The 25,613-nt window shown below is 67.0% G+C and carries 19 protein-coding genes and 2 tRNA genes; 10 read left to right on the top strand and 11 right to left on the bottom strand.

Annotation, left to right across the window (positions count from 1 at the left end):
• Positions 1-32: 32 nt before the first annotated feature.
• The 4 genes from msrB (at position 33) to HWX07_RS19745 (ending at position 2,236) form a co-directional block, all read left to right on the top strand.
• Positions 33-464: a peptide-methionine (R)-S-oxide reductase MsrB gene (msrB, locus tag HWX07_RS19760; RefSeq protein ID WP_011549620.1), complete on the top strand. Its 432-nt coding sequence runs from the start codon at positions 33-35 to the stop codon at positions 462-464.
• Between the two features lie 130 nt (positions 465-594).
• A complete protein-coding gene (locus HWX07_RS19755) occupies positions 595-1,125 on the top strand; it encodes a septation protein A (RefSeq protein WP_006478589.1) in 531 nt (176 codons plus the stop codon).
• Between the two features lies 1 nt (position 1,126).
• Entirely contained in the window at positions 1,127-1,435 is a 309-nt protein-coding gene (locus HWX07_RS19750; RefSeq protein ID WP_175877402.1) for a BolA family protein, read from the top strand.
• An 18-nt stretch (positions 1,436-1,453) separates the two neighbouring features.
• Positions 1,454-2,236 carry a peptidylprolyl isomerase gene (locus tag HWX07_RS19745; RefSeq protein WP_050013274.1) on the top strand — a complete coding sequence of 261 codons (783 nt, stop codon included), beginning with the start codon at positions 1,454-1,456 and terminating at the stop codon, positions 2,234-2,236.
• A gap of 171 nt (positions 2,237-2,407) precedes the next feature.
• Here the strand turns inward: HWX07_RS19745 and HWX07_RS19740 are convergent, their stop codons facing one another.
• Together HWX07_RS19740 and purL are read right to left on the bottom strand one after the other, a co-directional pair.
• Complete coding sequence (locus HWX07_RS19740; RefSeq protein ID WP_175877469.1) at positions 2,408-2,956, bottom strand: N-acetyltransferase; 549 nt, start codon at positions 2,954-2,956, stop codon at positions 2,408-2,410.
• 5 nt (positions 2,957-2,961) lie between these two features.
• A complete protein-coding gene (gene purL, locus HWX07_RS19735; RefSeq protein ID WP_175877401.1) occupies positions 2,962-7,026 on the bottom strand; it encodes a phosphoribosylformylglycinamidine synthase in 4,065 nt (1,354 codons plus the stop codon).
• Positions 7,027-7,353: 327 nt separating this feature from the next.
• On the opposite strand from purL, the gene HWX07_RS19730 reads away from it, so the two are divergent.
• The 3 genes from HWX07_RS19730 (at position 7,354) to pgi (ending at position 11,992) form a co-directional block, all read left to right on the top strand.
• A complete protein-coding gene (locus tag HWX07_RS19730; RefSeq protein WP_175877400.1) occupies positions 7,354-8,655 on the top strand; it encodes an FAD-dependent oxidoreductase in 1,302 nt (433 codons plus the stop codon).
• 52 nt (positions 8,656-8,707) lie between these two features.
• Complete coding sequence (locus HWX07_RS19725) at positions 8,708-10,258, top strand: NAD(P)H-hydrate dehydratase (RefSeq protein ID WP_175877399.1); 1,551 nt, start codon at positions 8,708-8,710, stop codon at positions 10,256-10,258.
• A 111-nt stretch (positions 10,259-10,369) separates the two neighbouring features.
• Positions 10,370-11,992 carry a glucose-6-phosphate isomerase gene (gene pgi, locus HWX07_RS19720; RefSeq protein ID WP_175806203.1) on the top strand — a complete coding sequence of 541 codons (1,623 nt, stop codon included), beginning with the start codon at positions 10,370-10,372 and terminating at the stop codon, positions 11,990-11,992.
• Between the two features lie 68 nt (positions 11,993-12,060).
• On the opposite strand, the gene HWX07_RS19715 is transcribed toward pgi, so the two are convergent.
• A complete protein-coding gene (locus tag HWX07_RS19715; protein WP_175877398.1) occupies positions 12,061-12,774 on the bottom strand; it encodes an ABC transporter ATP-binding protein in 714 nt (237 codons plus the stop codon).
• Between HWX07_RS19715 and HWX07_RS19710 the strand changes: the two genes are divergently transcribed.
• Positions 12,773-13,441 carry an arylesterase gene (locus tag HWX07_RS19710; RefSeq protein WP_175806201.1) on the top strand — a complete coding sequence of 223 codons (669 nt, stop codon included), beginning with the start codon at positions 12,773-12,775 and terminating at the stop codon, positions 13,439-13,441. The genes HWX07_RS19715 and HWX07_RS19710 overlap by 2 nt on opposite strands.
• Positions 13,442-13,515: 74 nt before the next feature.
• Here the strand turns inward: HWX07_RS19710 and HWX07_RS19705 are convergent, their stop codons facing one another.
• The 7 genes from HWX07_RS19705 to tig all read right to left on the bottom strand — a co-directional run bounded on the left by HWX07_RS19705 (position 13,516) and on the right by tig (position 22,369).
• A complete protein-coding gene (locus HWX07_RS19705; protein ID WP_175877397.1) occupies positions 13,516-15,453 on the bottom strand; it encodes a SurA N-terminal domain-containing protein in 1,938 nt (645 codons plus the stop codon).
• A 336-nt stretch (positions 15,454-15,789) separates the two neighbouring features.
• Positions 15,790-15,866, bottom strand: a tRNA-Asp gene (locus tag HWX07_RS19700).
• Between the two features lie 23 nt (positions 15,867-15,889).
• Positions 15,890-15,965 (bottom strand) — tRNA-Val (locus HWX07_RS19695).
• Positions 15,966-16,172: 207 nt separating this feature from the next.
• Positions 16,173-18,596 carry an endopeptidase La gene (gene lon, locus HWX07_RS19690; RefSeq protein WP_012328699.1) on the bottom strand — a complete coding sequence of 808 codons (2,424 nt, stop codon included), beginning with the start codon at positions 18,594-18,596 and terminating at the stop codon, positions 16,173-16,175.
• A gap of 197 nt (positions 18,597-18,793) precedes the next feature.
• A complete protein-coding gene (gene clpX, locus HWX07_RS19685; protein ID WP_006489345.1) occupies positions 18,794-20,065 on the bottom strand; it encodes an ATP-dependent Clp protease ATP-binding subunit ClpX in 1,272 nt (423 codons plus the stop codon).
• 163 nt (positions 20,066-20,228) lie between these two features.
• Entirely contained in the window at positions 20,229-20,882 is a 654-nt protein-coding gene (gene clpP, locus HWX07_RS19680) for an ATP-dependent Clp endopeptidase proteolytic subunit ClpP (protein ID WP_006496351.1), read from the bottom strand.
• A gap of 140 nt (positions 20,883-21,022) precedes the next feature.
• Complete coding sequence (tig, locus tag HWX07_RS19675) at positions 21,023-22,369, bottom strand: trigger factor (RefSeq protein WP_027809630.1); 1,347 nt, start codon at positions 22,367-22,369, stop codon at positions 21,023-21,025.
• A 391-nt stretch (positions 22,370-22,760) separates the two neighbouring features.
• Here tig and HWX07_RS19670 point away from each other — a divergent pair, with 391 nt between their 5' ends.
• Together HWX07_RS19670 and HWX07_RS19665 are read left to right on the top strand one after the other, a co-directional pair.
• Positions 22,761-23,906 (top strand): glycerate kinase, encoded by a 1,146-nt coding sequence (locus HWX07_RS19670; RefSeq protein WP_175877396.1) that lies wholly within the window; start codon positions 22,761-22,763, stop codon positions 23,904-23,906.
• A 62-nt stretch (positions 23,907-23,968) separates the two neighbouring features.
• Positions 23,969-24,418: a MarR family transcriptional regulator gene (locus HWX07_RS19665; protein ID WP_129512350.1), complete on the top strand. Its 450-nt coding sequence runs from the start codon at positions 23,969-23,971 to the stop codon at positions 24,416-24,418.
• A 189-nt stretch (positions 24,419-24,607) separates the two neighbouring features.
• Here the strand turns inward: HWX07_RS19665 and HWX07_RS19660 are convergent, their stop codons facing one another.
• Complete coding sequence (locus HWX07_RS19660) at positions 24,608-25,606, bottom strand: 2-dehydropantoate 2-reductase (RefSeq protein ID WP_175877395.1); 999 nt, start codon at positions 25,604-25,606, stop codon at positions 24,608-24,610.
• Positions 25,607-25,613 lie beyond the last annotated feature (7 nt).

The following is a 25,613-nucleotide window of genomic DNA, read 5'->3' as shown; positions in this document are numbered from 1 at the left end:
CGCATCTCGACCGACCGATCAGGAGAACCCCCATGTCCCACGATTCCGACGACAAGACCTTCCCGTACCAGAAGGACGACGCCGAACTGCGCCGCCGGCTCACGCCGATGCAGTACGAGGTCACGCAGCACGCGGCGACCGAGCGCGCGTTCACCGGCGAATACACCGACACCGAGGATGCCGGCATCTACAAGTGCGTGGTGTGCAGCACGCCGCTGTTCGAATCCGGCGCCAAGTTCCACTCGGGCTGCGGCTGGCCCAGCTACTTCAAGCCGCTCAACGGCGAGGTGATCGACGAGAAGGTCGACTACTCGCACGGGATGGTGCGCGTCGAAGTGCGCTGCAACAATTGCGGCGCGCATCTGGGCCACGTGTTCGAGGACGGCCCGCGCGACAAGACCGGTTTGCGGTACTGCATCAATTCGGCTGCGTTAAACTTCGAGTCCCGACCCGAAAACGAATGAGCGGCGCCGGGCGGATCGCCGAGGCAGCCAGCCCGGGGCGGCCCGCCCCCGATCCGCGACTGCGATGCCTGGCGGGTCCCTACAACGGTGACGGGCCGCGCCAGCGGCCCGTCACGCAGCTGCGAGCGCCATGAAATTCCTGTTCGATCTGTTTCCGATCATCCTGTTTTTTGTCGCCTTCAAGGTCTGGGGCATCTTTACCGCCACCGCCGTCGCGATCGTCGCGACGCTGGCCCAGGTCGCCTGGGTCGCCTTCCGGCACCGGAAGGTCGACACGATGCTGTGGGTCAGCCTCGGCGTGATCGTCGTGTTCGGTGGCGCCACCCTCGTCCTGCATGACGAGAAATTCATTCAATGGAAACCGACTGTGCTGTACTGGCTGTTTGCGATCGGGCTGCTCGCCGCACGCTATGCGTTCGGCAAGAACCTGATCGAGAAGATGATGGGCAAGCAGCTCACGCTGCCCGTGCCCGTGTGGGACAAGCTGAACGTCGCCTGGGCGCTGTTCTTCGCGGTGCTCGGCGTCGCGAACCTGTACGTGGTGCACAACTTCACCGAATCGCAATGGGTGAACTTCAAGCTGTTCGGAACGACGGGCGCGATGGTCGTGTTCATCATCCTGCAGAGCCTGTGGCTCACGAAATACCTGAAGGACGAATGACATGAGCGACGCCTTTCTCCGCGCCTCCGCCGACGAGCGCATCGCGCTGATCGAAGCGCGCCTCACCGCGTCGCTCGCGCCGCTGTCGCTCACCGTGCGCGACGACAGCGCGCAGCACGCGGGCCATGCGGGCGCTGCTTCCGGCGGCCATTTCACGGTCACGATCGTATCGTCCGCGTTCGCGGGCAAGCCGCGCGTCGCGCGGCACCGGCTGGTGTATGATGCGCTCGCTGATGCGATGCAGCGCGGCATTCACGCGCTCGCGATCGTGGCTTACACGCCCGAAGAATTCAACGAATCTTCAATCTAGTCTCATTAGGAATTCCCGATGATCCTGAAATCCCCCCGCCTGTGGGTCGCGGCGGCTGCGTTTGCAGCGGCACCGGCATTTGCCCAGAACATCGCCGTCGTCAACGGCACGCCGATTCCGAAGTCGCGCGCCGACGCGATGGTCGCGCAGCTCGTCCAGCAAGGCCAGACCGACGGCCCGCAACTGCAGCAGGCCGTGCGCCAGGAACTGGTGAACCGCGAAATCCTGATGCAGGAAGCGATTCGCGAAGGCATCCCGAACCGTCCGGACGTGAAGGCGCAAGTGGCCGTCGCGCAGCAGACGGTCGTGCTGCGCTCGATGATCGAGAGCTTCCTGAAGAAGAACCAGCCGACCGACGCCGAAGTGAAGGCGCGCTACGACGAACTCGTCAAGGGCGTGGGCGGCAACCGCGAGTATCACCTGCACCATATCCTCGTCGAGAGCGAGCAGCAGGCGAAGGACCTGATCGCGAAGATCAAGGGCGGCGCGAAGTTCGAGGATCTCGCGAAGCAATACTCGAAGGACCCGGGTTCGGGCAAGAACGGCGGCGATCTCGACTGGTCCGATCCGAAGGCGTACGTGCCGGAATTCGCGGCAGCCGCGCAGAAGCTGCAGAAAGGCCAGATGACCGACGCGCCGGTGAAGACGCAGTTCGGCTGGCACATCATCCGCGTCGACGACATCCGCGACATCGCGCCGCCGCCGTTCGACCAGGTGAAGGCACAGATCGCGCAGCAGCTCGTGCAGCAGAAGCTGCAGGCGTTCGAGGAAGGTCTGCGTCAGCAGGCGAAGATCCAGTAACGCCGGCGCGCGTCATACGCGCATCGAAAAGCCGCTCTTCGGAGCGGCTTTTTCTTTGGGCGAGCTCGAACATGCGTGTCGCGATGCGACGGTGCCTGGACGGCGCACAATAAAAAACCGCTCCGAAGAGCGGCTTTTCCCGTGCCAGCTGCTACCCGCCCGCGGCGTTCGCTACGCGGCGGGATAGAACACGTCGTGATAACGCACGTCGCCCGCCGGCAGCGGCGCGGAATCATCGAGCGACAGCGCGAGGAAGTACTCGGGCGGCACGCCCGGAAACACGATGCCACCGTGCGGTTCGAACCCGAAGCGAGCGTAATACGCGGGCTCGCCGAGCACCACGCAGCCACGCGCGCCGAGCCGGCGCAACGCGTCGAGCCCCGTGCGTACGAGCCCCGCGCCGATGCTTTGCCGCTGGCAATCGGGCCGCACCGCGAGCGGTGCAAGCCCGTACCACTGCCGGCTGCCGGCCGGCTCGCCGCCGATCGCGACCGGCGAGAACGCGACGTGCCCGACGATACGCCCGTCGCGCTCCGCGACGAGCGATACGCTCAGCGCCCCGTCCGTGCGCAGCGTGTCGACGATGCGCTGTTCGAACTCGCCGCCCTGGGGCTCGCCCGCGAACGCCGCCCGGATCACGCGGCCGATCGCGTCGGCCTCGCTCGCCCGTTCGTCACGCAGCGTGACGATCTCGACCGGCGCGTTCGGGTCGACCATCATCCCGATCAGCCGATCCAACGGCGCGCGTTGCGGAACACGCGCAGCCACGGGCTCGCTTCGCCCCAGCCTTCCGGGTGCCAGCTCATCGTGACCGTACGATGCACGCGCTCCATGTGCGGCATCAGCACCGAGAAGCGGCCGTCGGCCGTCGTGACCGACGTGATGCCGGCGGGCGACCCGTTCGGGTTGAACGGATAGCGCTCGGTCGCTTCGCCGCGATGATCGACGTATCGCATCGCGACCGCGACGCGGTCGATGTCGCCCTGCTGCGAGAAGTCCGCGTAGCCTTCGCCGTGGGCGACCGCGACCGGAATCCGCGAGCCTTCCATCCCCGCGAAGAAGATCGACGGCGACTTCTCCACTTCGACGAACGAGAAGCGCGCCTCGAACTGCTCGGACTTGTTGCGCGTGAACTTCGGCCACGCTTCCGCGCCCGGGATCATCGACGCGATGCTCGACAGCATCTGGCAGCCGTTGCAGATACCCAGTGCGAACGTATCGGGACGCGCGAAGAACGCCGAGAACATGTCGGCGAGGTTCGCGTTGAAACGGATCGTCTTCGCCCAGCCTTCGCCCGCGCCCAGCACGTCGCCGTACGAGAAGCCGCCGCACGCCACCGCCCCCGCGAAATCGGCCAGCGTCGCGCGGCCGGCAAGCAGGTCGCTCATGTGCACGTCGTGCGCGTCGAAGCCTGCGCGATCGAACGCGTACGCGGTTTCCAGATGCGAGTTCACGCCCTGCTCGCGCAGGATCGCGACGCGCGGCCGTGCGCCCGTCGCGATGAACGGCGCGGCGACGTCGTCGGCCGGGTCGAACGTGAGCACCGGCGAAATGCCGGGGTCGGCTGCGTCGAGCAGCGCGTCGTATTCGGCATCCGCGCAGGCCGGGTTGTCGCGCAGGCGCGCGATGCGCCAGCTCACTTCGCTCCATGCGCGATGGAGTTCGGTACGCGGCGCGTCGAAGATCTTCTTCGCGTCGCGGTACACCTCGATCACGTCGCGATCGTTGACCGAGCCGATCACGTGCGAACACGTCGACAGACCGAATTCGCGCAGCGCGCCCAGCACCGCATCGCGGTCGGATACGCGCACCTGCACGACGGCGCCGAGCTCTTCGGAGAACAGCGCGCGCAGCGTGCGGTCGTCGCGAAGGCCGCTCGTCTGCTTCGCCCAGTCCTTCGCGTCGCCATAATCGGATTCGTGGTTCGGGTCGAGCGTCAGCATGTCGACGTTCAGCGACACGCCCGCATGGCCCGCGAACGCCATTTCGCACACGGTTGCCCACAGGCCGCCGTCCGAGCGGTCGTGGTACGCGAGCAGCTTGTCCTGCGCATTGAGCGACTGGATCGCGTTGAAGAAGCGCTTCAGGTCCTCCGCGTCGTCGACGTCCGGCGCCGCATTACCCACCTGCTGCGTGACCTGCGCGAAGATGCTGCCGCCCATCCGGTTCTTGCCGCGGCCGAGATCGATCGCGATCAGCACGCTGTCGCCCGCGTCGACGACGCGGCGCAGTTGCGGCGTGAGATGGCGGCGCACGTCCTCGACCGGCGCGAACGCGGAGATGATCAGCGACACCGGCGACACCACTTCCTTTGCGACGCCCTGCTCGTCCCACTTCGTCTTCATCGACAGGGAGTCCTTGCCGACCGGGATGCCGATCCCGAGCGCCGGGCACAGCTCCATGCCGATCGCCTTGACCGTGTCGAACAACGCGGCGTCCTCGCCGGCCGTGCCGCATGCGGCCATCCAGTTCGCCGACAGCTTCAGCTTGTCGAGCGACGCGATCGGCGCGCTCGCGATGTTCGTGATCGCTTCGCCGACGGCCATGCGGCCCGACGCAGGCGCGTCGATCACGGCGAGCGGCGTGCGCTCGGCCATCGTCATCGCCTCGCCCTTGAAGCCCGCGTAGTCGAGCGCGGTGATCGCGCAGTCGGCCACCGGCACCTGCCACGGGCCGACCATCTGGTCGCGCACCGACGTACCGCCGACCGAACGGTCGCCGATCGTGATCAGGAACGACTTGCTGCCGACCGTCGGATGCTTCAGCACGTCGCGTGCAACTTCCGACAGTGCGATGCCCGTCACGTCGACCGGTGCGCGCTCGACCGCGACGCGCGTGACGTCGCGGTGCATGCGCGGCGGCTTGCCGAGCAGCACTTCCATCGGCATGTCGACCGGGTATTCGTCGGCGCCCGTCGCTTCGTCGTCGACGAGCTTCAGCTGGCGCTCGTCGGTCGCGACACCGACCACCGCGAACGGGCAACGCTCGCGCGCGCAGATCGCCTCGAAGCGCGGCAGGTCGGCCGGCGCGATCGCCAGCACGTAGCGCTCCTGCGCCTCGTTCGACCAGATTTCGCGCGGCGACAGGCCCGATTCCTCGAGCGCGACCTTGCGCAGTTCGAAGCGCGCGCCCTTGCCCGCGCCGTCGACGATTTCGGGGAATGCGTTCGACAGGCCGCCCGCGCCGACGTCGTGGATGCTCAGGATCGGGTTGTCCGCGCCGAGCTGCCAGCAGCCGTTGATCACTTCCTGCGCGCGACGCTCGATTTCGGGGTTGCCGCGCTGCACCGAGTCGAAGTCGAGTTCGGCCGTGTTCGCGCCGGTCGCCATCGAGCTCGCGGCGCCGCCGCCCATCCCGATCCGCATGCCGGGGCCACCGATCTGGATCAGCAGGGAGCCGGCCGGCACGTCGTGCTTGTGCGTGTGCTGATCCGCGATGTTGCCGAGGCCGCCCGCGATCATGATCGGCTTGTGATAGCCGTGCACCGTGCCGCCGACGTTCTGCTCGTACACGCGGAAGTAGCCGCCGAGGTTCGGGCGGCCGAATTCATTGTTGAACGCGGCGCCGCCGAGCGGGCCGTCGATCATGATCTGCAGCGGCGACGCGATGCGGTCCGGACGGCCGTACGGGCCGTGCTGTTCATTCGGGTTGCGCTCAGCCACCGGCTGCGCCGCGTCGCGCGCGTTTTCCCACGGCTGGCGGGCGTCGGGCAGGTCGAGGTTCGACACGGTGAAGCCGGTGAGGCCGGCCTTCGGACGCGCGCCGCGGCCCGTCGCGCCTTCGTCGCGGATCTCGCCGCCCGCGCCGGTCGCCGCCCCCGGGAACGGCGAGATCGCCGTCGGGTGGTTGTGCGTCTCGACCTTCATCAGCGTGTGCGTGAGCTCGGTGTGGCGGCCGTAGCGCTCGCCCGGCTCGCCGGCCGCGCCCGTCTTGCGCGGGAACCAGCGCTCGGCTTCGGCGCCGACCATGATCGACGAGTTGTCCGAATACGCGACGATCGTACCCTGCGGGCTCAGCTTCTCGGTGTTGCGGATCATCGCGAACAGCGACATGTCCTGCGCTTCGCCGTCGATCGTCCACTGCGCGTTGAAGATCTTGTGGCGGCAGTGTTCGCTGTTCGCCTGCGCGAACATCATCAGTTCGACGTCGGTCGGGTTGCGTTCGAGCTTGCGGAACGCGTCGACCAGGTAGTCGATCTCGTCGTCGGCGAGCGCGAGGCCCAGCTCGACGTTCGCGCGCTCCAGCGCGCCGCGGCCGACGCCGAGCACGTCGACGCTCGCGAGCGGCTTGGCCGGCAGTTCGTCGAACAGGTGCTTCGCGTCGTCGCGCGCCGCGACCACGCTTTCGGTCATCCGGTCATGCAGCGCGGCCGCGACGGCCGCGCGCGCGTCGTCCGACAGCGCCTTCTTGCCGCCGAGCAGGCCCGACTTCAGCGTGACCGTGAATTCGACGCCGCGCTCGATGCGGCGCACCTGCGTGAGGCCGCAGTGCTGCGCGATGTCGGTCGCCTTGCTCGCCCACGGCGAGACCGTGCCGAAGCGCGGCAGCACGACGAAGGTCTCGGTCGCGCCCTTCTCGCCCGCCGGCTGGAACGGCTCGCCGTAGTGCATCAGCGCATCGATGCGCGCGCTGTCGTCGGCCGACAGCGGTTCGGCCGCATTGACGAAGTGCAGGAACTGGCCGCGCACCGCGACGATGTTGGCGTCGATTTGCCTGAGCGTGTCGAGCAGACGGGTTTGACGGAAATCGGAGAGGGCCGAAGCGCCGGGAAAACACGAGAAGTGAGCCATGGGCTGGACTGACGTCGATGAGTCGCGCGAGGTGGCGACGTGGGGCGAAAGGAAGGCCGTAATTATACCCGGAAGTCGGCCGCCCAAGACCGGCCGATCGGTAGTCTGCGTGCACCGCACCGGTGCCCGGGCGCGGGGCGCGCATGGTCGGCCACCGGACCGGCCTGCGCGGGCCGCACGCCGGCCGCCGTCGCGCAACCGCACGACCCATGCTCGGCCGGCGCCGGTTCGCGCACTTTTGGCGCTATCATTCCAGGTTCACCGGGCCCGGGCCCTCAGCGAATTCTCACCGGGCGGCGTGCGCGCCGCCCGTCATCGAAGCAATCCATGGATGTCATCGTCATCGGCGGCGGAATCAGCGGCGTCGCCACCGCCTACCAGCTGCGCGCGGCCGGCCATCGCGTGTGCGTGGTCGAACGCCACGCGACCGTCGCGCAAGGCGCGACCTACGGCGACGGCGGCGCGCTGCTGCCGAGCCCGCTCGACGTCTGGTTCGGCCCGACGTTCATGCGCCAGCGCCAGCCGCGCGACAGCGGCATCGTCTACAAGCCGGGTTTCAACGGCGGCGTGCGCCGCTTCGTCAAGCAGCTCGGCGCGCTGCGCGAGCCCGACGCGTTCGCCGCGCAGTACGCGCGGCTGCGCCCGCTGATCGACGTGTCGCGCGACACGCTCGCCGATATCGAGGCGCGCCTCGAACTCGAATACGAGCAGAAACCCGGCATCCTGCACGTCGTGCGCGATCCGCGCGACTGGGACGCGCTGCAGCCCGCGCTCGACCTGCTGCGCACGCTCGACCAGCCGTACCGCACGCTCACCGCCGACGAATGCGCGGCGCTCGAACCGTCGGTGCCGGTGGAGCCCGGCTTTGCCGGCGGCGTGCTGCTCGAAACCGAGCGCACCGGCAACTGCCCGTTGTTCGCGAAACTGGTCAAGCAGACACTCGACGAGCACGGCGTGCAGTTCCGCTTCGGCGCGGACGTCGCCGCGATCCGCATCGACAACGGCCGCGCCGCGGTCGAGCTCGTGCCGCCGGGCAACGGGAGCACGGCGAAGGCGCGCGAGGTCGACGTGATGTCCGCCGACGCGATCGTGGTCGCCGCCGGCGCGGGCAGCCTCCCGCTGCTCGAACGGCTCGGCTGGCGCTTGCCGCTGCATCCGGTCCGCACCCATACGCTCACCGCCCCGGTCGCGTACGAAGAACACGCGCCGCACCTGAGCGTCGTCGATTCGATCAAGCGGATCTCGATCACGCGTACCCACCAGCGGTTGCGTATCGGCGGCGGCGCCGTGCTGCAGAGCCTCGCCGATACCGCGAAGCCGCTCGCCGAGCCGCTGTCCGAGGCCGCGCTCGCGCTGCTCGGCCAGGCCGTCCATGACTGGGTGCCGGGCGCCGCGAAAATTTCGGCCGCGCTGTCGTGGCAAGGCATGCAACTGCTGTCGCCGGACGGCCTGCCCGTCGTGGGTCCGACCCCGCATCCGCGCGTGTTCGTCAATTTCGGCCATGGCCCGGCCGGCTGGGGCCTCGCGTGCGGGTCTGCTAAAGTGGTGACCGACTATCTGGCCGGCGACGTCCAGCACTGGCCCGCCGACACGCTCGCCGCGCTGAACGCCGGCCGCTTCACGACCTGACCGCCGCGGGCCGACCCGTGGCGGCATCCTTGCCCGCCGCCACGATCCCGCGATGACCGCTACCCGAACGCTTCCCGATTCCGATTCCGCTCCGATCGCGCTGCTGCGCGTCGCCGACCTGCGCGCCGCCGAAGCCGACGCCACCGCCGCGCTGCCGCCGCACACGCTGATGGGCCGCGCCGGCGCGGCCGCCGCGCACTGGCTGTCCGAGCGCGTCGCTGGCGACGACCGCCCCGTCTGGTTCGCGGTCGGCCCCGGCAACAACGGCGGCGACGCGCTGGTGGCCGCCGCGCAGCTCCAGCAGCTCGGCGTCGCGACGCATGCGTGGATGCCGGTGCCGGTCAAGCCGGACGACGCGCAATGGGCGCTCGGTCTCGCGCGCTCGGCCGGTGTGCCGCTGTCGGCTACCGCGCCCGCGTCGCTGGATGGTTACGCGTGGGTCGTCGACGGGCTGTTCGGCATCGGTCTCGGCCGCGCGCTCGACGGCGCGTTCGCCGAGCAGGCCGCACGCATCGCCGCCCATGCGCGCGGCGGCGGCCGCGTGCTTGCGCTCGACGTGCCGAGCGGGCTAGACAGCGACACGGGCCGGATCATCGGCGCGGGCATCGCCGTCGCGGCCACCCATACGCTCACCTTCATCGGCGCGAAGCCCGGCCTCTACACGGGCGATGGCCGCGATCTCGTCGGCGAGATCCACGTCGCATCGCTCGACGTCACGCCGCCCGCCGCGCCGGCCATCGTGCTGAACGCGCCGGCGCGGTTCGCCGCGGCGCTGCCCGTGCGCGCCTTCGCGTCCCACAAGGGCACGTACGGCAGCCTCGCGGTGCTCGGCGGCGACACGGGCATGTGCGGCGCACCGATCCTCGCCGCCCGCGCCGCGCTGCTCGCGGGCGCCGGCAAGGTGCACATCGGCTTCCTTGGCGCGGGCGCGCCGCCGTACGATCCGCCCTTCCCGGAACTGATGCTGCACCCGGCCGACACCCTCGATCTCGGCACGATGACCGCGATCGCGGCCGGTTGCGGGCTCGGCACACGCGAAGCCGCGGCGACGCTGGTGCGCGACGTGCTCGCGCACGACACGGCGACGCTGCTCGATGCCGACGCGCTGAACCTCGTCGCGACGCACACGGACCTCGCGGCCGCCGTCGCCACGCGCGGCGCGCACGGCAATCCGTGCGTGCTGACGCCGCATCCGCTCGAAGCCGCGCGCCTGCTCGGCGGCGACACGGCCTCGGTGCAGCGCGATCGCGTCGCGGCCGCACAGGCGCTCGCCGCACGTTACGCGGCCATCGTCGTGCTGAAAGGCTCGGGTACGGTGATTGCAGCGCCCGACGACCGCGTGACGATCAACCCGACCGGCAACGCGGCGCTCGCCACCGGCGGCACCGGCGACGTACTCGGCGGCCTGATCGGCGCGCTGCTCGCGCAGCGGGTCGCGCCGTACGAAGCCGCGCTGGCCGGCGTCTACCTGCACGGTCTCGCGGCCGACACGCTGACCGCGAACGGCACCGGCCCGGCCGGGCTCACCGCGGGCGAGCTCGCGCCGATGGTGCGCACGCTGATCAATCGCCTTTTTTACCCGTCGCCGCGCGCCGACACGTAACGCCGCTATACTGACTGCCCCGCCGCACGGCGGGCCTTCTCGTCCGCCGGCTTTCCGATCCCGATGAGCCGGCGCGGCATTCCTCCCGATTCACGCTTCACTCGAACCGCCATGACGCTGAAATCGCTCCCCGCCTGGACTGCCCTTCAATCCCACTTCGAACAGATCCGCCACGCGCGGCTGCGCGACTGGTTCGCGCCGGAAAACGATCGCGCGCCGACCCGCGCCGAACGATTCACGATTCCGGGCGGCGGTCTCGCGGCCGATTTCTCGAAGAATCGCATCGACGACGAAACGCTGCGCCTGCTCGTGCAGCTCGCGCGCGACGCCGGCGTCGAAGCGCGCCGCGACGCGATGTTCGCGGGCGAGATCGTCAACCCGACCGAAGGCCGCGCGGCACTGCACACCGCGCTGCGCGCGACCGCCAGCGAAGCGCCGTTCCATGCGCAGGTGAGCGCCGAACGCGCGAAGATGGCGACGTTCGCGCGCGCCGTACGCAGCGGCACGTGGACGGGCTATACGGGCAAGCGCATCCGCCACGTGATCAACATCGGCATCGGCGGCTCCGATCTCGGCCCGAAGATGGTCGTGCATGCGCTGCACCACGTCGCGACGCCCGAGATCTCGACGCACTTCGTGTCGAACGTCGACGGCGCCGATCTCGCGCGCGTGCTCGAACAGGTCGATCCCGAGGAAACGCTCGCGATCATCGTGTCGAAGACCTTCACGACGCTCGAGACGATGACGAACGCACGCTCGCTGCGCGACTGGTTCGTCGCGCGCGGCTGCCCCGAGGATGCGCTCGCGAAACACTTCGTCGGCGTGTCGGCGAACCCGGCCGAAGTCGTGAAGTTCGGCATCGCCGCGGACAACGTGTTCGAAATGTGGGACTGGGTCGGCGGCCGGTATTCGCTGTGGTCGGCGGTAGGCCTGTCGATCATGATCGCGATCGGCCCCGAACAGTTCGACGAACTGCTGGCCGGCGCGAACGACATGGACCGCCACTTCCGCGAAGCGCCGCTCGAGCGCAATCTGCCGGTGCTGCTCGGCCTGATCGGCATCTGGTACCGGAATTTCTTCGGCTCGCAGAGCTATCTCGTCGCGCCGTATTCGGAAGCGCTGCACTACCTGCCGTCGTACCTGCAGCAGCTCGAAATGGAGAGCAACGGCAAATCCGCGCGCCTGGACGGCACCTTCGTCGACTACCCGACGTCGGCCGTCACGTGGGGCGAGCCGGGCACCAACGGCCAGCATGCGTTCTTCCAGATGCTGCATCAGGGGCCGACGATCGTGCCGATCGACTTCATCGCGGTGCTGACGCCCGAGCATCCGCTCGCGAGCCATCATCCGAAGCTGCTCGCGAACTGCTTCGCGCAGAGCGAAGCGCTGATGCTCGGCCGCACGCTCGAGGAAGCGCGCAAGATCGCCGGGCCCGGCAAGGAAGCGCTCGCGCCGCACCTGACGTTCCCCGGCAACCGCCCGACCACGACGCTGCTCGTCGATGCGCTGACGCCGCGCACGCTCGGCGCGCTGATCGCGCTTTACGAGCACAAGGTGCTCGTGCAGGCGACGGTGTGGGACATCAATCCGTTCGACCAGTGGGGCGTCGAGCTCGGCAAGATTCTCGGCAAGGTGGTCGAAGCCGACCTGTCGGCCGAATCGGTCGATCCGGCGAAGCACGACTCGTCGACCACGGCGCTGATCGAGCGCGCCCGCGCGGCACTCAAGCGTTGAAGCGCTGACGCGACGGCGTCATGCCCGTGCCGGCCGCGCGATCCACGCCGCGCGGCCGGCCACCCACTTCATGCGTTGCGCGAAGCCGCGTGCGGCGCGACGATGCGCCCGGCATCGATGGTGACCGTCGTTGCGCAGCGGCGCGCGAGTTCCGCGTCGTGCGTGACGAGCACGAGCGTCGCGCCGTGCGTGCGGTTCAGTTCGAACATCAGGTCGATGACCGCGTGGCCGGTGGCCGCGTCGAGGCTGCCGGTCGGCTCGTCGGCGAACAGGATCGCCGGGCGCGTGACGAACGCGCGTGCCAGTGCGACGCGCTGCTGTTCGCCGCCCGACAGCAGCTTCGGATAATGCGCGGTGCGTTCGCCGAGACCGACCTGCACGAGCAGCGCCCGCGCGCGGTCGGCCGCCTCGCGTGCGCTGATGCCGCCCTGCAGTTCGAGCGGCAGCATCACGTTCTCGAGCGCCGTCAGATGCGGCATCAGCTGGAACGACTGGAACACGAAGCCGACCGCGCCGTTGCGCAGCGCCGCGCGTTCGTCCTCGTCGAGCTGGTCGAGCGCGCGGCCGAGCAGGCGAACCGTGCCGCTCGTCGCGCGGTCCAACCCTGCAAGCAGGCCAAGCAGCGTGGATTTGCCCGACCCCGACGCGCCGACGATCGCGAGGCTGCTGCCCGGCTGCACGGCGAACGTGATGCCGTCGAGGATCGTCAGCTCGCCCGTTGCATCGGCAACCCGCTTGCACACGTCATGGACTTCGATGATCGGATCGGTAATCTTGAACATGGACACGACATTTCGCTGGAAAAGACGCGCGGCGGCCGCCGCGCTGCTGGGCACCCTGCTGGCCGTCACCGTGCCCGCACGTGCCGCGACGGCGCCGGCATCGGGCCCGCCCGTGATCGTCGTGCTCGGCGACAGCCTGTCGGCCGAATACGGCTTGCCGCGCGACACCGGCTGGGTAGCACTGCTGCGGCAACGGCTCACGACCGAGCGAATCGATTATAGCGTCGCGAACGCCAGCGTCAGCGGCGACACCACGAGCGGGGGCCGTGCGCGGTTACCCGCGGTGCTGCAGCGGCTCAAGCCATCGATCGTCGTCGTCGAACTCGGCTCGAACGACGCGCTGCGCGGCGTGCCGCTCACGACGACCGAGCAGAACCTGCGCGACATCATCGCGAGCGCCCAGCGCGCGCGGGCGAAGGTCGTGCTGGTCGGCATGTACGTGCCACCCAATTACGGCCCCGACTACACGCAGAAGTTCCACGCGGTCTATACGCGGCTGTCGAAGGACCTCGGCGTGCCGCTCGTGCCGTTCCTGCTGGCCGGCATCGAGAACAAGCCCGAGATGTTCCAGGCCGACCAGATGCATCCCGCGCAGCAGGCGCAGGGCGTCCTGCTCGACAATGTGTGGCCGGCACTGAAGCCGTTGCTCGGCAAACCGCGCGGCTGACCGCAGCCGAGCGTCGGAAAACAAAAAGCCCCGCTTCGAGCGGGGCTTTTTGATGGTTGCGGGCGAAACGAGGCTCAGTTGTCGCCGTCCTGCTGCTGGCTGGCCGTCGTGCTGCCGTACAGCTTTACCTTCGAACGATCGCGCAGCGCGGCGAGATACGCCTCGCCTTCGCTCTGCGCGTCGACCTGCGCCATCTGCTGCTGCGCGGCCGCCAGTTGCTGCGGATCGACCGCCGAACCCGGGATCACCGCGTTCACACGATAGATCGCATAACCGTCCGCGCCGAGGTCAACCCCGACGTAAGCCGGCAGCGTCTTCGCATCGACTTTGTAGACCGCGCTCAGCGCAGCCGGCGTCAGGCCCTGCGATTGCGTGCGCGACACCTTCTGAGCAGCCGCGAACCCGTCGGTCGACTTCGATTTCTGCAGTTCGGCCAGCTTCGCTGCCCCATCCTTCTTCGCGAGTTCCGCGGCCTGCTCGGCGATGACCTTCTGGCGCACGACATCCTTGATCGCGTCGAGCGCGGGCACCGCAGCCGGCTTGTGCTCGGTCACGCGCGCCGAGATCAGCGTGTTGTTGCCGACGTCGATCGCCTGCGTGTTGTTCTGGTTCTTCACCGCATCGTTCGCGAACACGGCGGCCAGGAACTTCGGATTGTTCAACGGGCTCGTCGGCGGCAGTTGCGGATTCGGCGTCGGCGTGACGGTGGCCGTCTGAATCGTCAGCTTGTACTTGTCCGCGGCCGGCTGCAGCGTCTTCGCCTTTTCGTAGACGGTCGACGTGAAGCCCTCCGCGTTGTCCGAGAACGCCTTCGATGCGTACTGCTGCTTCAGGTCGACCGCAATCTGGTCCTTCACTTCCGCGAACGGCTTGACGACCGCCGGCTTCACTTCGGTCGCCTTCAGGATGTGAAAACCGAGATCCGACTGCACGACACCGCTCACGTCGCCCTGCTTGAGCGAGAACGCAGCATCGTCGAATGCCTTGCCGCCCGCGGTCGAGCCGCGCGTGATGAAGCCGAGGTCGCCGCCCTTCGCCGCCGACGGCGCGTCCTGCGAGCTCTTCTGCGCGATCTGCGCGAACTGGTCCGGATGCGCCTTCACGTCGGCCAGCAGTTGCTCGGCCTTCGCCTTTGCTGCTGCCTTGTCGGCCGCACTGGCGCTGCCCGGCGCAGCGATGAAGATGTGGCTCACGCGCACCTGCGCTTCGGTACGGAAGTGCGTCGGGTTGTCGTCGTAAAACTTCTTGATGTCCGCTTCGGTCGGCTGCGCGCTCGCGGCCGCGGCGGCCGGCGAATAGACGAGGTACTGGATCGTCGCGGTTTCCGGCGTCGCGAAGCTCTGCTTGTGCGCGTCGTAGTACGCGGTGAGCTGCGCGTCGGTCGGCTGGACCTTCGCTGCGAAGTCGCTCGTCTTCAGCACGAGCGCCTGCACTTCACGCTGCTGCGCGGCGAGTTCGGACAGGCGTTGCGCGAGGCTCTTCGGCGTGAACGCGCTCGACACGATGCTGGCCGGAATCTGCTGCAGCGACAGGCTGTAGCGCACGCGCTCCTGATACTGCTCGGGCGTCATCCCCTGGAACGACAGCAGTTGCGCATAGCGTTCGACGTCGATCGTGCCGTCGGGCTTCTTCAGCGACGCGATCATCGGGTCGCTCATCAGCGCATCGCGCACCGCGTTGTCGGAGGCCGTCAGGTGCAGACGCTGCGTCTCGTCGGCCAGCACGCGTTGCTGGATCAGGCCGTCGAGCACCTGCTTGCGATGTTCGGGCGTGTCGAACATCTTGATGTCGAACTGCCCGCCGAGCGCCTGGCGCGCCTGGTCGATCTGCTGACGGAACGCGCCGTCGAATTCGACCCGCGTGATCTTGTGCCCGTTGACTGCCGCGACGTTCGCACTGTCGTCGAAGAAACCGCGGAAACCTTGGATCCCGACGAAACCCAGCCCCGGCAACACGATCAGGAGCAGGAGCGCCATCATCAGGCGCTGGTGATTACGGAAGAAATCGAGCATGCGTGACGGGAAAATTGGACAAAACGTCCGATATTACAACATACGGGGTGGGACGGGATAAAACGCAGGCGATGCTAGGCGCGAGCGCGGAGTGGAATCACGCGACGATACAAATGAAAAAGCCCGCACAAGGCGGACTTTTTCATTTTCTGGCGGAGCGGACGGGACTCGCCTACCTCCCGCAGGCCGCGGCTGCGCTTGCAAGCGCAGCCCTTCTCGTCCCGCCGGAAGCCGCGCAGGCGGCTTCCTCCGCTCCGCGGTTACGCGCCCGGCAGCGGGCGCAAACCGGAACGCACAAACAACAATGCCCGCACAAGGCGGGCATTGTTGTTTGTTTGGCGGAGCGGACGGGACTCGAACCCGCGACCCCCGGCGTGACAGGCCGGTATTCTAACCGACTGAACTACCGCTCCTTGGTCTGGCTGAATCGGGAAACTGGTGGGTGCTGAGGGGTTCGAACCCCCGACCTACGCCTTGTAAGGGCGCCGCTCTACCAGCTGAGCTAAGCACCCGTTTCCGATTCGTTCTGACTGCGATCTGCGTTTGCGCATCAACAATCAGCGAGCCCGGAAGTTTAATTCATCCCCGATCATTTTGCCAAGCCTGCGCGTGAATTTTTTTAACGTACGCGCTCGCACGATTGCATTGCACATAAAAAAACCCGCGGACACCGCCGCGGGTTTCGTGAACAACCGTCAGCAACGACGGTGCTCAGGGTCTCAGTGCTTGACGACTTCCGTCGAGCCGGCATCCTTCGCCGCCTCGCCAACGGGCGCCGCAGCCTTCGCTTCTTCTTCCGGCGGCAGCGGAGTCGGCGAACGCTCGAGCGCGAGCTCCAGCACCTTGTCGATCCAGCGGACCGGCACGATCTCGATCGCGTTCTTCACGTTGTCCGGAATGTCCGCGAGATCCTTCACGTTCTCTTCCGGAATCAGCACGAGCTTGATGCCGCCGCGATGCGCCGCCAGCAGCTTTTCCTTCAGCCCGCCGATCGGCAGCACTTCGCCACGCAACGTGATTTCGCCCGTCATCGCGACGTCGGCCCGCACGGGAATACCCGTCAGCACCGACACCAGCGCGGTCGTCATCGCACCGCCGGCGGACGGACCGTCCTTCGGCGTCGCGCCTTCCGGCACGTGGATGTGGATGTCCTGCTTCTCGAACGCTTCGTCCTTGATGCCGAGACGACGCGAACGCGAACGCACGACCGAACGTGCGGCCTCGACCGACTCCTTCATCACGTCGCCGAGCGAACCCGTACGGATCACGTTGCCCTTGCCCGGCATCACCGCGGCTTCGATCGTCAGCAGGTCGCCGCCGACTTCCGTCCACGCGAGGCCCGTCACCTGACCGACCTGGTTTTCCTTCGCCGCGAGGCCGAAGTCGTACTTGCGCACGCCGAGGAACGTGTCGAGGTTTTCGCCATCGACCTTGATCGCGCCCGATGCCTTCTTCAGCAGCAGCATCTTCACGACCTTGCGGCAAATCTTCGACACTTCCCGCTCGAGCGAACGCACACCGGCTTCGCGCGTGTAGTAGCGGATGATGTCGCGGATCGCCTGCTCGGTGACCTCGATCTCGCCGTCCTTCAGCCCGTTGTTCTTCTTCTGCTTCGGCAGCAGGTAACGCTGGGCAATGCTGACCTTCTCGTCTTCCGTGTAGCCCGACAGACGGATCACTTCCATCCGGTCGAGCAGCGGCGGCGGGATGTTCAGCGAGTTCGACGTCGCGACGAACATCACGTCCGACAGGTCGAAGTCGACTTCGATGTAGTGGTCGGCGAACGTGTGGTTCTGTTCCGGATCGAGCACTTCGAGCAGCGCCGACGACGGATCGCCGCGGAAATCCATGCCCATCTTGTCGACTTCGTCGAGCAGGAAGAGCGGATTGCGCACGCCGACCTTCGCGAGGCTTTGCAGGATCTTCCCCGGCATCGAACCGATGTACGTACGACGGTGGCCGCGAATCTCGGCTTCGTCACGAACGCCGCCAAGCGCCATGCGGACGAACTTGCGGTTCGTCGCACGGGCGATCGACTGGCCGAGCGAGGTCTTGCCGACGCCCGGAGGCCCGACGAGGCACAGGATCGGCGCCTTGACCTTGTCCACGCGCTGTTGCACCGCGAGATACTCGAGGATCCGTTCCTTGACCTTCTCGAGGCCGAAGTGATCCTCGTCGAGCACCTGCTCGGCGTTCGACAGGTCGTTGTTGACCTTGCTCTTCTTGCGCCACGGCAGGCCGATCAGCGTGTCGATGTAGTTGCGCACGACGGTCGCTTCCGCCGACATCGGCGACATCAGCTTCAGCTTCTTCAGCTCGGCGTCGGCCTTCTTCTTGGCTTCCTTCGGCATGCGCGCGGCGTTGATGCGCTTCTCGAGCTCCTCGAGATCCGCACCTTCCTCGCCTTCGCCCAGTTCCTTCTGGATCGCCTTGACCTGTTCGTTCAGGTAGTACTCGCGCTGGCTCTTTTCCATCTGGCGCTTCACGCGCCCGCGGATGCGCTTTTCGACCTGCAGGATGTCGATCTCGGCTTCGAGCTGCGCGAGCAGGTGCTCGAGGCGCTCGATGACCGGGAACATCTCGAGGATGTGCTGCTTCTGGTCGAGCTTCAGCGGCAGACGCTCGGCGATCATGTCGGCGAGGCGGCCTGCTTCATCGATGCCCGACAGCGACGTGAGAATCTCCGGCGGGATCTTCTTGTTCAGCTTCACGTACTGGTCGAACTGCGACACGATCGCGCGACGCAGCGCTTCCGTCTCAGCGCTGTCCGCATGATCGGGCTCGAGCGGCATCACGTCGCAGGAGAACTGCGTCTCCTGCTCTTCGATCGACAACGCCTTCGCGCGCTGCAGGCCCTCGACGAGCACCTTCACGGTGCCGTCCGGCAGCTTCAGCATCTGCAGGATGTTGGCGATACAACCGACCTCGTACATGTCCTTTTCGGTCGGTTCGTCCTTGGCCGCGGTTTTCTGGGCGACGAGCATGATGTGCTTGCCGCCTTCCATCGCTGCTTCGAGGGCCTTGATCGATTTCGGCCGGCCCACGAAGAGCGGAATGACCATGTGCGGGAAAACGACGACGTCCCGCAGCGGCAGCAGCGGGAGCGTGATGCGTTCCGGCGGGAGAAGTTGGGTGCCTGACATTTCATTTCCCCATGAGTGGAATCAATTGTTCGGTAATTGAGGCCGCCACAACGAATTGCAAGCCTTCAAGTGCGGGAAATATTCGGTAAGAAAGTAACCACCGCGTGTCGAGTCAGAGTTACCCACAAGATAAACGAAAAAAAGCCGCCCACGGACTCATGAACGGCCTTTTTCGCTGAACATCGTCGGCAAGCCGGTCAGTTCGAACCCGCCACCTTCGGCGTGTCCTCGTAGATCAGCAAGGGCTTGCCGTCCCCATCGATGACGTTCTCGTCGATGATGACCTTGCTGACCCCTTTCATCGTCGGCAGCTCGTACATCACGTCGAGCAATGCCTGTTCGATGATCGAACGCAAACCGCGCGCGCCGGTCTTGCGGCGAATCGCCTTGCGGGCGACTGCCTGCAACGCGCCCGGCCGGATCTCCAGCTCGACGCGCTCCATCGCGAACAGCTTGTGATACTGCTTGACGAGCGCATTCTTCGGCTCGACCAGGATCTTCATCAGCGCGGCTTCGTCGAGCTTGCCGAGCGTCGCGACCACCGGCAGACGGCCGATCAATTCGGGGATCAGACCGAATTTGATCAGGTCTTCCGGTTCCGTCTCGCGCAGCACCTCGCCCGCGTCGCGTTCCTGTTTGCTCTTGACCGTCGCGCCGAAGCCGATGCCGGTCTTCTCGGTACGATCGGTGATCACCTTTTCGAGACCGTCGAACGCGCCGCCGCAGATGAACAGGATGTTGGTCGTGTCGACCTGGATGAAATCCTGGTTCGGGTGCTTGCGGCCACCCTGCGGCGGCACCGACGCCATCGTGCCCTCGACGAGCTTCAGCAGCGCCTGCTGGACACCCTCGCCGGACACGTCGCGCGTGATCGACGGGTTGTCCGACTTGCGGCTGATCTTGTCGATTTCGTCGATATAGACGATCCCGCGCTGGGCCTTGTCGACCTCGTAGTTGCAGTTCTGCAACAGCTTCTGGATGATGTTCTCGACGTCCTCGCCGACGTAGCCGGCTTCGGTCAGCGTCGTCGCATCGGCGATCACGAACGGCACGTTGAGCAACCGCGCGAGCGTCTGCGCGAGCAGCGTCTTGCCGGAGCCCGTCGGGCCGATCAGCAGGATGTTGCTCTTCGACAGCTCGACGTCGTCCTTCTTGTCGAGATGCTTCAGGCGCTTGTAGTGGTTGTACACGGCCACCGCGAGGATTTTCTTCGCGCGCTCCTGGCCGATCACGTACTGATCGAGGATGTCGCGAATTTCCTGCGGGCTCGGCAGATCCGACCGGGACAGGCTGGCCTCGACGCCGGCGGCAGCCGCCTCGTCGCGAATGATTTCGTTGCAGAGGTCGATACATTCATCGCAGATGAACACCGACGGGCCCGCGATGAGTTTTTTCACCTCATGCTGGCTTTTCCCGCAAAACGAGCAATACAACAGCTTCTCGCTGTTCGAACCTTTTTTGTCCGCCATGAATGTAGAGCCTCCGGACAGGTAAATGACATGATACGCCGATTGCTCCGGACGCCGCGCCTAGGGCGCGACCGGAGCCGGCTGGATGCGCTTGCCGCAGATGCTCAGGGCACTCGGGACGTTGCGGGGCGCCGCGCGAATCGGGGCGGCACCCCGTTTAAACTCACGGGCGCTTCAACAACACCTGATCGATCAGCCCGTACGCCTTCGCGTCCTCGCTCGACATGAAGTTATCACGGTCGGTGTCGCGCGCGATGCGTTCGACGTCCTGGCCCGTGTGTTGCGCGAGCAGGTTGTTCAACCGTTCCTTCAGGTAGAGGATCTCGCGTGCCTGGATCTCGATGTCGGATGCCTGGCCGCGCGCGCCGCCGAGCGGCTGGTGAATCATCACGCGCGAATTCGGCAGCGCGAAGCGCTTGCCCTTCGCACCCGACGCGAGCAGGAACGCGCCCATGCTGGCCGCGAGGCCCATGCACAGGGTCGACACGTCCGGCTTGATGAACTGCATCGTGTCGTAGATCGCCATCCCGGCCGACACCGAGCCGCCCGGGCTGTTGATGTAGAGGCTGATGTCCTTGTCGGGATTCTCGCTCTCGAGGAACAGCAATTGCGCGACCACGAGGTTGGCGGTCTGGTCGTTCACTTCGCCAACCATGAACACCAGGCGCTCCTTCAGGAGACGCGAATAGATATCGTACGAACGCTCGCCGCGGCCGCTCGTTTCGACGACGATCGGCACCAGCCCCAGCGCTTGCGCCTCGAAACCCTGCGGCGCGTTCGAAGCAAGCATGTCCAGCAATTCAGCGCGAGTGATCATTCAATGAACCTTGTTCGAATGGAAAATTGAACGGAAGGAAGCCGCCCGCTCAATCGCCATATTAATGGCAACCGTGCGCTTGACGTAAAAACGGCGTGCGGGCCGTCGCTCCGACAGCCGGCACGCCGCTAGAGCGACACTTACGCTTGCGCCGATGCGCTCGCGAGTGCCTCGAAGCTCACTTCCTTGTCCGTCACCTTGGCCTTGCCCAGCACGAAATCGACGACGTTGCTTTCAACGACGAACGCTTCCATCTCGGCGAGGCGCTGCTGGTTGGAATAATACCAGCGGACCACTTCCTTCGGGTCTTCGTAGCTCTTCGCGAACTCGTCGACTTCCGCGCGGATCTGTTCCGGCTTCGCTTCGAGGCCGTTCGCCTTCACGAGTTCAGCCAGCACGAGGCCCAGCTTCACACGGCGCTCTGCCTGCTCGGCGAACATCTCGGCCGGGATCGGTGCGTCCTTCGCGTTCGGCACGCCGCGCTGCGCCAGATCCTGGCGAGCCATTTCGACGAGGCGTTGCTGGTCCTGCTCGATCAGCGCCTTCGGCACGTCGAGTTCGGAAATCTTCAGCAGCGCGTCCATCACCTGGTTCTTGACGATCGACTGCGTGCGACGCTTCGCTTCGCGCTCGAGGTTTTCCTTGATCTCGGCGCGCATCTTCGTGAGGTCGCCGTCTTCGATGCCGAGCGACTTCGCGAATTCCGCGTCGATTTCCGGCAGGTGCGGCCACTCGATCTTCTTCATCGTGACCGTGAACTGCGCCGTTTTGCCAGCGACGTCCTTGCCGTGGTAGTCATCCGGGAACTTGAGGTCGAACGTACGCTGTTCGCCGACCTTCAGGCCCAGCGCCGCCGTTTCGAATTCCGGCAGCATGCGGCCTTCGCCGAGCACGAACGGGAAATCTTCGGCCGTGCCGCCCTGGAACGCGACGTCGTCGATCTTGCCGACGAAGTCGACCGTCACGCGGTCGCCGTTCTTCGCCGCGGTGTCCTCGCCGCCGTCGCCGTGCTCGCCGGCTTCGCCGCGGGCGTGGTAGTGCACGCGCTGCTTGCGCAGGATGTCCAGCGTGCGGTCGATTTCGGCGTCGCCGATCGACGTGGTCGAGCGCTCGACTTCAGCCGTCGCCAGATCGCCGATCTTCACTTCCGGGTAGACCTCGAACGTCGCGTCGAACGCGTACGCGTCCTCGGCTTGCTCCTGCTTCGGCTCGAAGCTCGGCTGACCGGCGACGCGCAGGTTTTCCGCGCGGCTGACCGTGAAGAATTCCTGACCGATCTTGTCGCTCAGCACTTCGGCTTCGACCTGACCCGCGTATTGCTGGGCGACCATCTTCAGCGGCACCTTGCCCGGGCGGAAACCCGGCATGCGCACGGTCTTCGCGAGTTTCTGGATGCGGGCATCGATTTCCTTCTGCACGGTGTCTTTCGGCAAAGAAATCGTCACACGGCGTTCAAGCTTGCCGAGGTTCTCAACAACGTTAGCCATGGCTTCAATCGTCCTAAAATTATTCGAGCGAATCGGGTTTTCCTTGCCGTGCCTGCCTGCAGCGTGAGGTGCGCACACTCACACGCCGCGCCGGAGCGCCACGCCATCCCTGCACGCGCCGGATGGCTAGCGCAAGCGGCTCGGAGCACGGCTTTGGCCGGAAGAATCGACTATTCTAGCAAACAATTTTCCTCGTACCGCCAGATCGGCGCGACACGCATGCGTCCCCGCCCTGTCGACAGCCCGATACACGGCCATGTACGCGGATCGCGGCTATGCCGAACGGCGTATCCACCCCGGGCCCGCCATCCTGTAAGCTCCAAGAGCGTGTGAGCCATTCTCGTGGCTCGACCATCCATTCTTCACACCAATCACGCCTTCCGGAGACACCATGCCGCACCACCCGTCCGCGCCTGTCGTCGTCATCGCGCCCGATTCGTTCAAAGGCTCGCTTTCCGCCGAGCAGGTCGCGGACGCGATCGCCACCGGCATTCGCCGCGCCCGGCCCGACGCGGTCGTGCGCTGCTGCCCGATGGCGGACGGCGGCGAAGGCACGCTCGACGCGATGCTGGCGGGCGGCGGCACGCGGCGCACGTTGCGGGTGGCCGGCGCGTCGCTGGCGGCACGCGAAGCGGCGGTCGGCGTGATCGATGCGCGCACCGCGATCGTCGAGACGGCCGAGATCGTCGGGATTACCGACCCGGTCGGCATGAGCGTACCGGTCGACGCGCGCAGCACGCGCGGGATGGGCGAGGCGATCCGCGCGCTGCTCGACGACGGCGTGCGCCGCTTTTTCGTCGCGCTCGGCGGCAGCAGCACCAACGACGCCGGTGCCGGGCTGCTCGCGGGCCTCGGCCTGCAGTGCTTCGACGCCGACGGCCAGTCGGTCGAGCCGGTGCCGTCACGGCTCGCCGACATCGCGCGCATCGACGCGTCGGGGCTCGACCCGCGCCTGAAGGAAACGGAATTCGTCGGCATGTCCGACGTCGACAACCCGCTGACGGGCGCGCATGGCGCCACCGCCGTGTTCGGCCCGCAAAAGGGCGTGACGGCCGCACAGGTCGCGACCCTCGATGCGGCGCTCGCCCGCTTCGCCGACCTGCTCGAAGCCGCACTCGACCGCCGCGGCCGCGATCTGCCGGGCGCGGGCGCCGCGGGCGGTCTCGGTTTCGCGCTGCACATGCTGGGCGCGCAGTTCGAGGCCGGCGCCGAAGTGGTCGCGCGCCAGGTCGGGCTCGACGCCGCACTGGCCGGCGCCCACTGGCTGATCACCGGCGAAGGTCGCTCCGATGTGCAGACGCTGCACGGCAAGGCGCCGTTCATCGCGTGCCGGCACGCGCGGGCCGCCGGCGTGAACGCGTCGCTGCTGTCCGGCGCGATCGACCCGGCCGCGCTGCCGCGCCTGTCCGAGCATTTCTCGGGCTGCTTTTCGCCGGCTCCCGGGCCGATCACGCTCGACGTCGCGATCCGTGACGCGGCCAACCTGCTCGCGAACGAAGCAGAACAGTTGACACGCCTGAAGTACGGTGCACACTGACCGTTGACCCGAGCGCGCGATACAGGAACAATCGGGCCCGCCCTTTTTCTTCAGGATTAGACATGAAAGGCCGTCAAGCCGGGCTCGATCAGTTTCTGACCTATCGCCTCCATGCGCTCACGAAGCGCTCCGACCGCGGGATCGGCGAGGTGTACCGGCACAAGCTCGACATCTCGCTGCCCGAGGCGCGCGTGATCGCCGCCGTCGGCGCATTCGGCCCGTTCTCGATCATGGATCTCGCGCGCCACACCAATCTCGACAAGAGCCAGGCGAGCCGTGCGGCCGAGGCGCTGCTGCGCCAAGGGCTGCTCGAGCGCAGCGCGAGCGACGAAGACGGCCGGATCGTGCTGATCGCGCTCACCGCCGACGGCCGCGCGCTCCATCGCAAGATCATGCCGATCGTGCGCAAGTGGAACGACGGCCTGCTCGCGTGCCTGTCCGACAGCGAACGCCAGACGTTCGAGCGATTGCTCGACAAGGTCGTCGCGCACGCAACCGAACGCGACGACTGAGCCGCGTGGCGGGCCCGGCATCGACGGATGGCCGAGTGTCGCGGGCAGCATTGATCCGATGAATCAGACGGGTCGCCCGAATCGCGTCACGCGCGATCCGGGCGACCCGTTTTGCATCATGCGGCGGCATCGCGTGAAGCACGCATCGCCGCGTTGCCGGCTGCTGCGTATGCGGCAGCCTCGTACGCGCTACAACCCGCTGTTCGCCGCGCGCTGACGCAACAGTCCGAGCACCGCGTCGCAATACGGGGTCGGCACGCCAAGCTTGCGGCCGAGTTCCGGAAACACGCCGAGGATCGGCCCGATCTCGAGCGAGCGCCCCGCTTCGAAATCCTGCAGCATCGACGTCTTGAATGCGCCGAGCTTGCGCGTGAGCGCGATCCGCTCGGGGCCGCTCATCCCCGTGGATAGCCCGAGCTTCGCGCCGATCGCAGCCGCCTCCTCCATCATTCGCAGTGCGAGTTCCTGTGTGAACGGATCGTCGAGCAACTGTTCGGCCGTCGAGCCGGTCAGCGCGCTCAGCGGGTTCATGTTCATGTTGCCCCACAGCTTCGTCCAGATCTCGGTCCGGATCGCGGGCGTCGACTCGACGTCGAAACCGCCGGCCGCGAGCGCCGCGGCGAACCGCGCGGTGGCCACCTCGAGCCGCGGATCGGGCGTGCCGACGATCAGCCGGTTGCCGCGCCCGCGACGCACGACGCCCGGCGCGTCGGTACTCGACGACAGGTGCACGACGCAGCCGATCGCCTGCGCGGGCGGCAATGCGGCCGACACCGCGCCGGCCGGATCGACCGCATCGAGCGGCACGCCGTCGATCGCCCCTTCCAGCCCGTGCGTGAACCACCACGGCAGCCCGTTCATCGCCGCGACGATCACCGTATCGGGCCCGACCAGCGGCGCAATACGGGCGGCCAGCGCCGGCAGCGCCTGTGCCTTCAGCGCAATCACCACGTAGTCCTGCACGCCGAGTGCGGCTGCATCGTCGCTTGCCCGCACCGGCACCGACGAGGTTGCACCCGCCTCGTCGATCACGCGCACGCCGTGCGTATTCAGCGCGTCGAGCGTCGTGCCGCGTGCGTACGCGCTCACGGTCATGCCGGCTCGCGACAGCGCGGCCGCGAGCAATCCGCCGATCGCGCCGACGCCGACCACCGCCGCGCGCACCGCCCCTGAATTCGTGTCGTTCATGATGGCA

The organism is Burkholderia sp. BCC0097, assembly GCF_902832985.1.
In the GTDB taxonomy this organism is placed as follows: domain Bacteria; phylum Pseudomonadota; class Gammaproteobacteria; order Burkholderiales; family Burkholderiaceae; genus Burkholderia; species Burkholderia orbicola.
This window is presented reverse-complemented; position numbering and strand designations above follow the sequence as displayed.

Bases quoted from the DNA above. Each gene is read 5' to 3' on its own strand.
- msrB (WP_011549620.1), top strand. From the start codon at position 33: ATGTCCCACGATTCCGACGACAAGACCTTCCCGTACCAGAAGGACGAC.
- HWX07_RS19755 (WP_006478589.1), top strand. From the start codon at position 595: ATGAAATTCCTGTTCGATCTGTTTCCGATCATCCTGTTTTTTGTCGCC.
- HWX07_RS19750 (WP_175877402.1), top strand. From the start codon at position 1,127: ATGAGCGACGCCTTTCTCCGCGCCTCCGCCGACGAGCGCATCGCGCTG.
- HWX07_RS19745 (WP_050013274.1), top strand. From the start codon at position 1,454: ATGATCCTGAAATCCCCCCGCCTGTGGGTCGCGGCGGCTGCGTTTGCA.
- HWX07_RS19740 (WP_175877469.1), bottom strand. From the start codon at position 2,956: ATGATGGTCGACCCGAACGCGCCGGTCGAGATCGTCACGCTGCGTGAC.
- purL (WP_175877401.1), bottom strand. From the start codon at position 7,026: ATGGCTCACTTCTCGTGTTTTCCCGGCGCTTCGGCCCTCTCCGATTTC.
- HWX07_RS19730 (WP_175877400.1), top strand. From the start codon at position 7,354: ATGGATGTCATCGTCATCGGCGGCGGAATCAGCGGCGTCGCCACCGCC.
- HWX07_RS19725 (WP_175877399.1), top strand. From the start codon at position 8,708: ATGACCGCTACCCGAACGCTTCCCGATTCCGATTCCGCTCCGATCGCG.
- pgi (WP_175806203.1), top strand. From the start codon at position 10,370: ATGACGCTGAAATCGCTCCCCGCCTGGACTGCCCTTCAATCCCACTTC.
- HWX07_RS19710 (WP_175806201.1), top strand. From the start codon at position 12,773: ATGGACACGACATTTCGCTGGAAAAGACGCGCGGCGGCCGCCGCGCTG.
- HWX07_RS19715 (WP_175877398.1), bottom strand. From the start codon at position 12,774: ATGTTCAAGATTACCGATCCGATCATCGAAGTCCATGACGTGTGCAAG.
- HWX07_RS19705 (WP_175877397.1), bottom strand. From the start codon at position 15,453: ATGCTCGATTTCTTCCGTAATCACCAGCGCCTGATGATGGCGCTCCTG.
- lon (WP_012328699.1), bottom strand. From the start codon at position 18,596: ATGTCAGGCACCCAACTTCTCCCGCCGGAACGCATCACGCTCCCGCTG.
- clpX (WP_006489345.1), bottom strand. From the start codon at position 20,065: ATGGCGGACAAAAAAGGTTCGAACAGCGAGAAGCTGTTGTATTGCTCG.
- clpP (WP_006496351.1), bottom strand. From the start codon at position 20,882: ATGATCACTCGCGCTGAATTGCTGGACATGCTTGCTTCGAACGCGCCG.
- tig (WP_027809630.1), bottom strand. From the start codon at position 22,369: ATGGCTAACGTTGTTGAGAACCTCGGCAAGCTTGAACGCCGTGTGACG.
- HWX07_RS19670 (WP_175877396.1), top strand. From the start codon at position 22,761: ATGCCGCACCACCCGTCCGCGCCTGTCGTCGTCATCGCGCCCGATTCG.
- HWX07_RS19665 (WP_129512350.1), top strand. From the start codon at position 23,969: ATGAAAGGCCGTCAAGCCGGGCTCGATCAGTTTCTGACCTATCGCCTC.
- HWX07_RS19660 (WP_175877395.1), bottom strand. From the start codon at position 25,606: ATGAACGACACGAATTCAGGGGCGGTGCGCGCGGCGGTGGTCGGCGTC.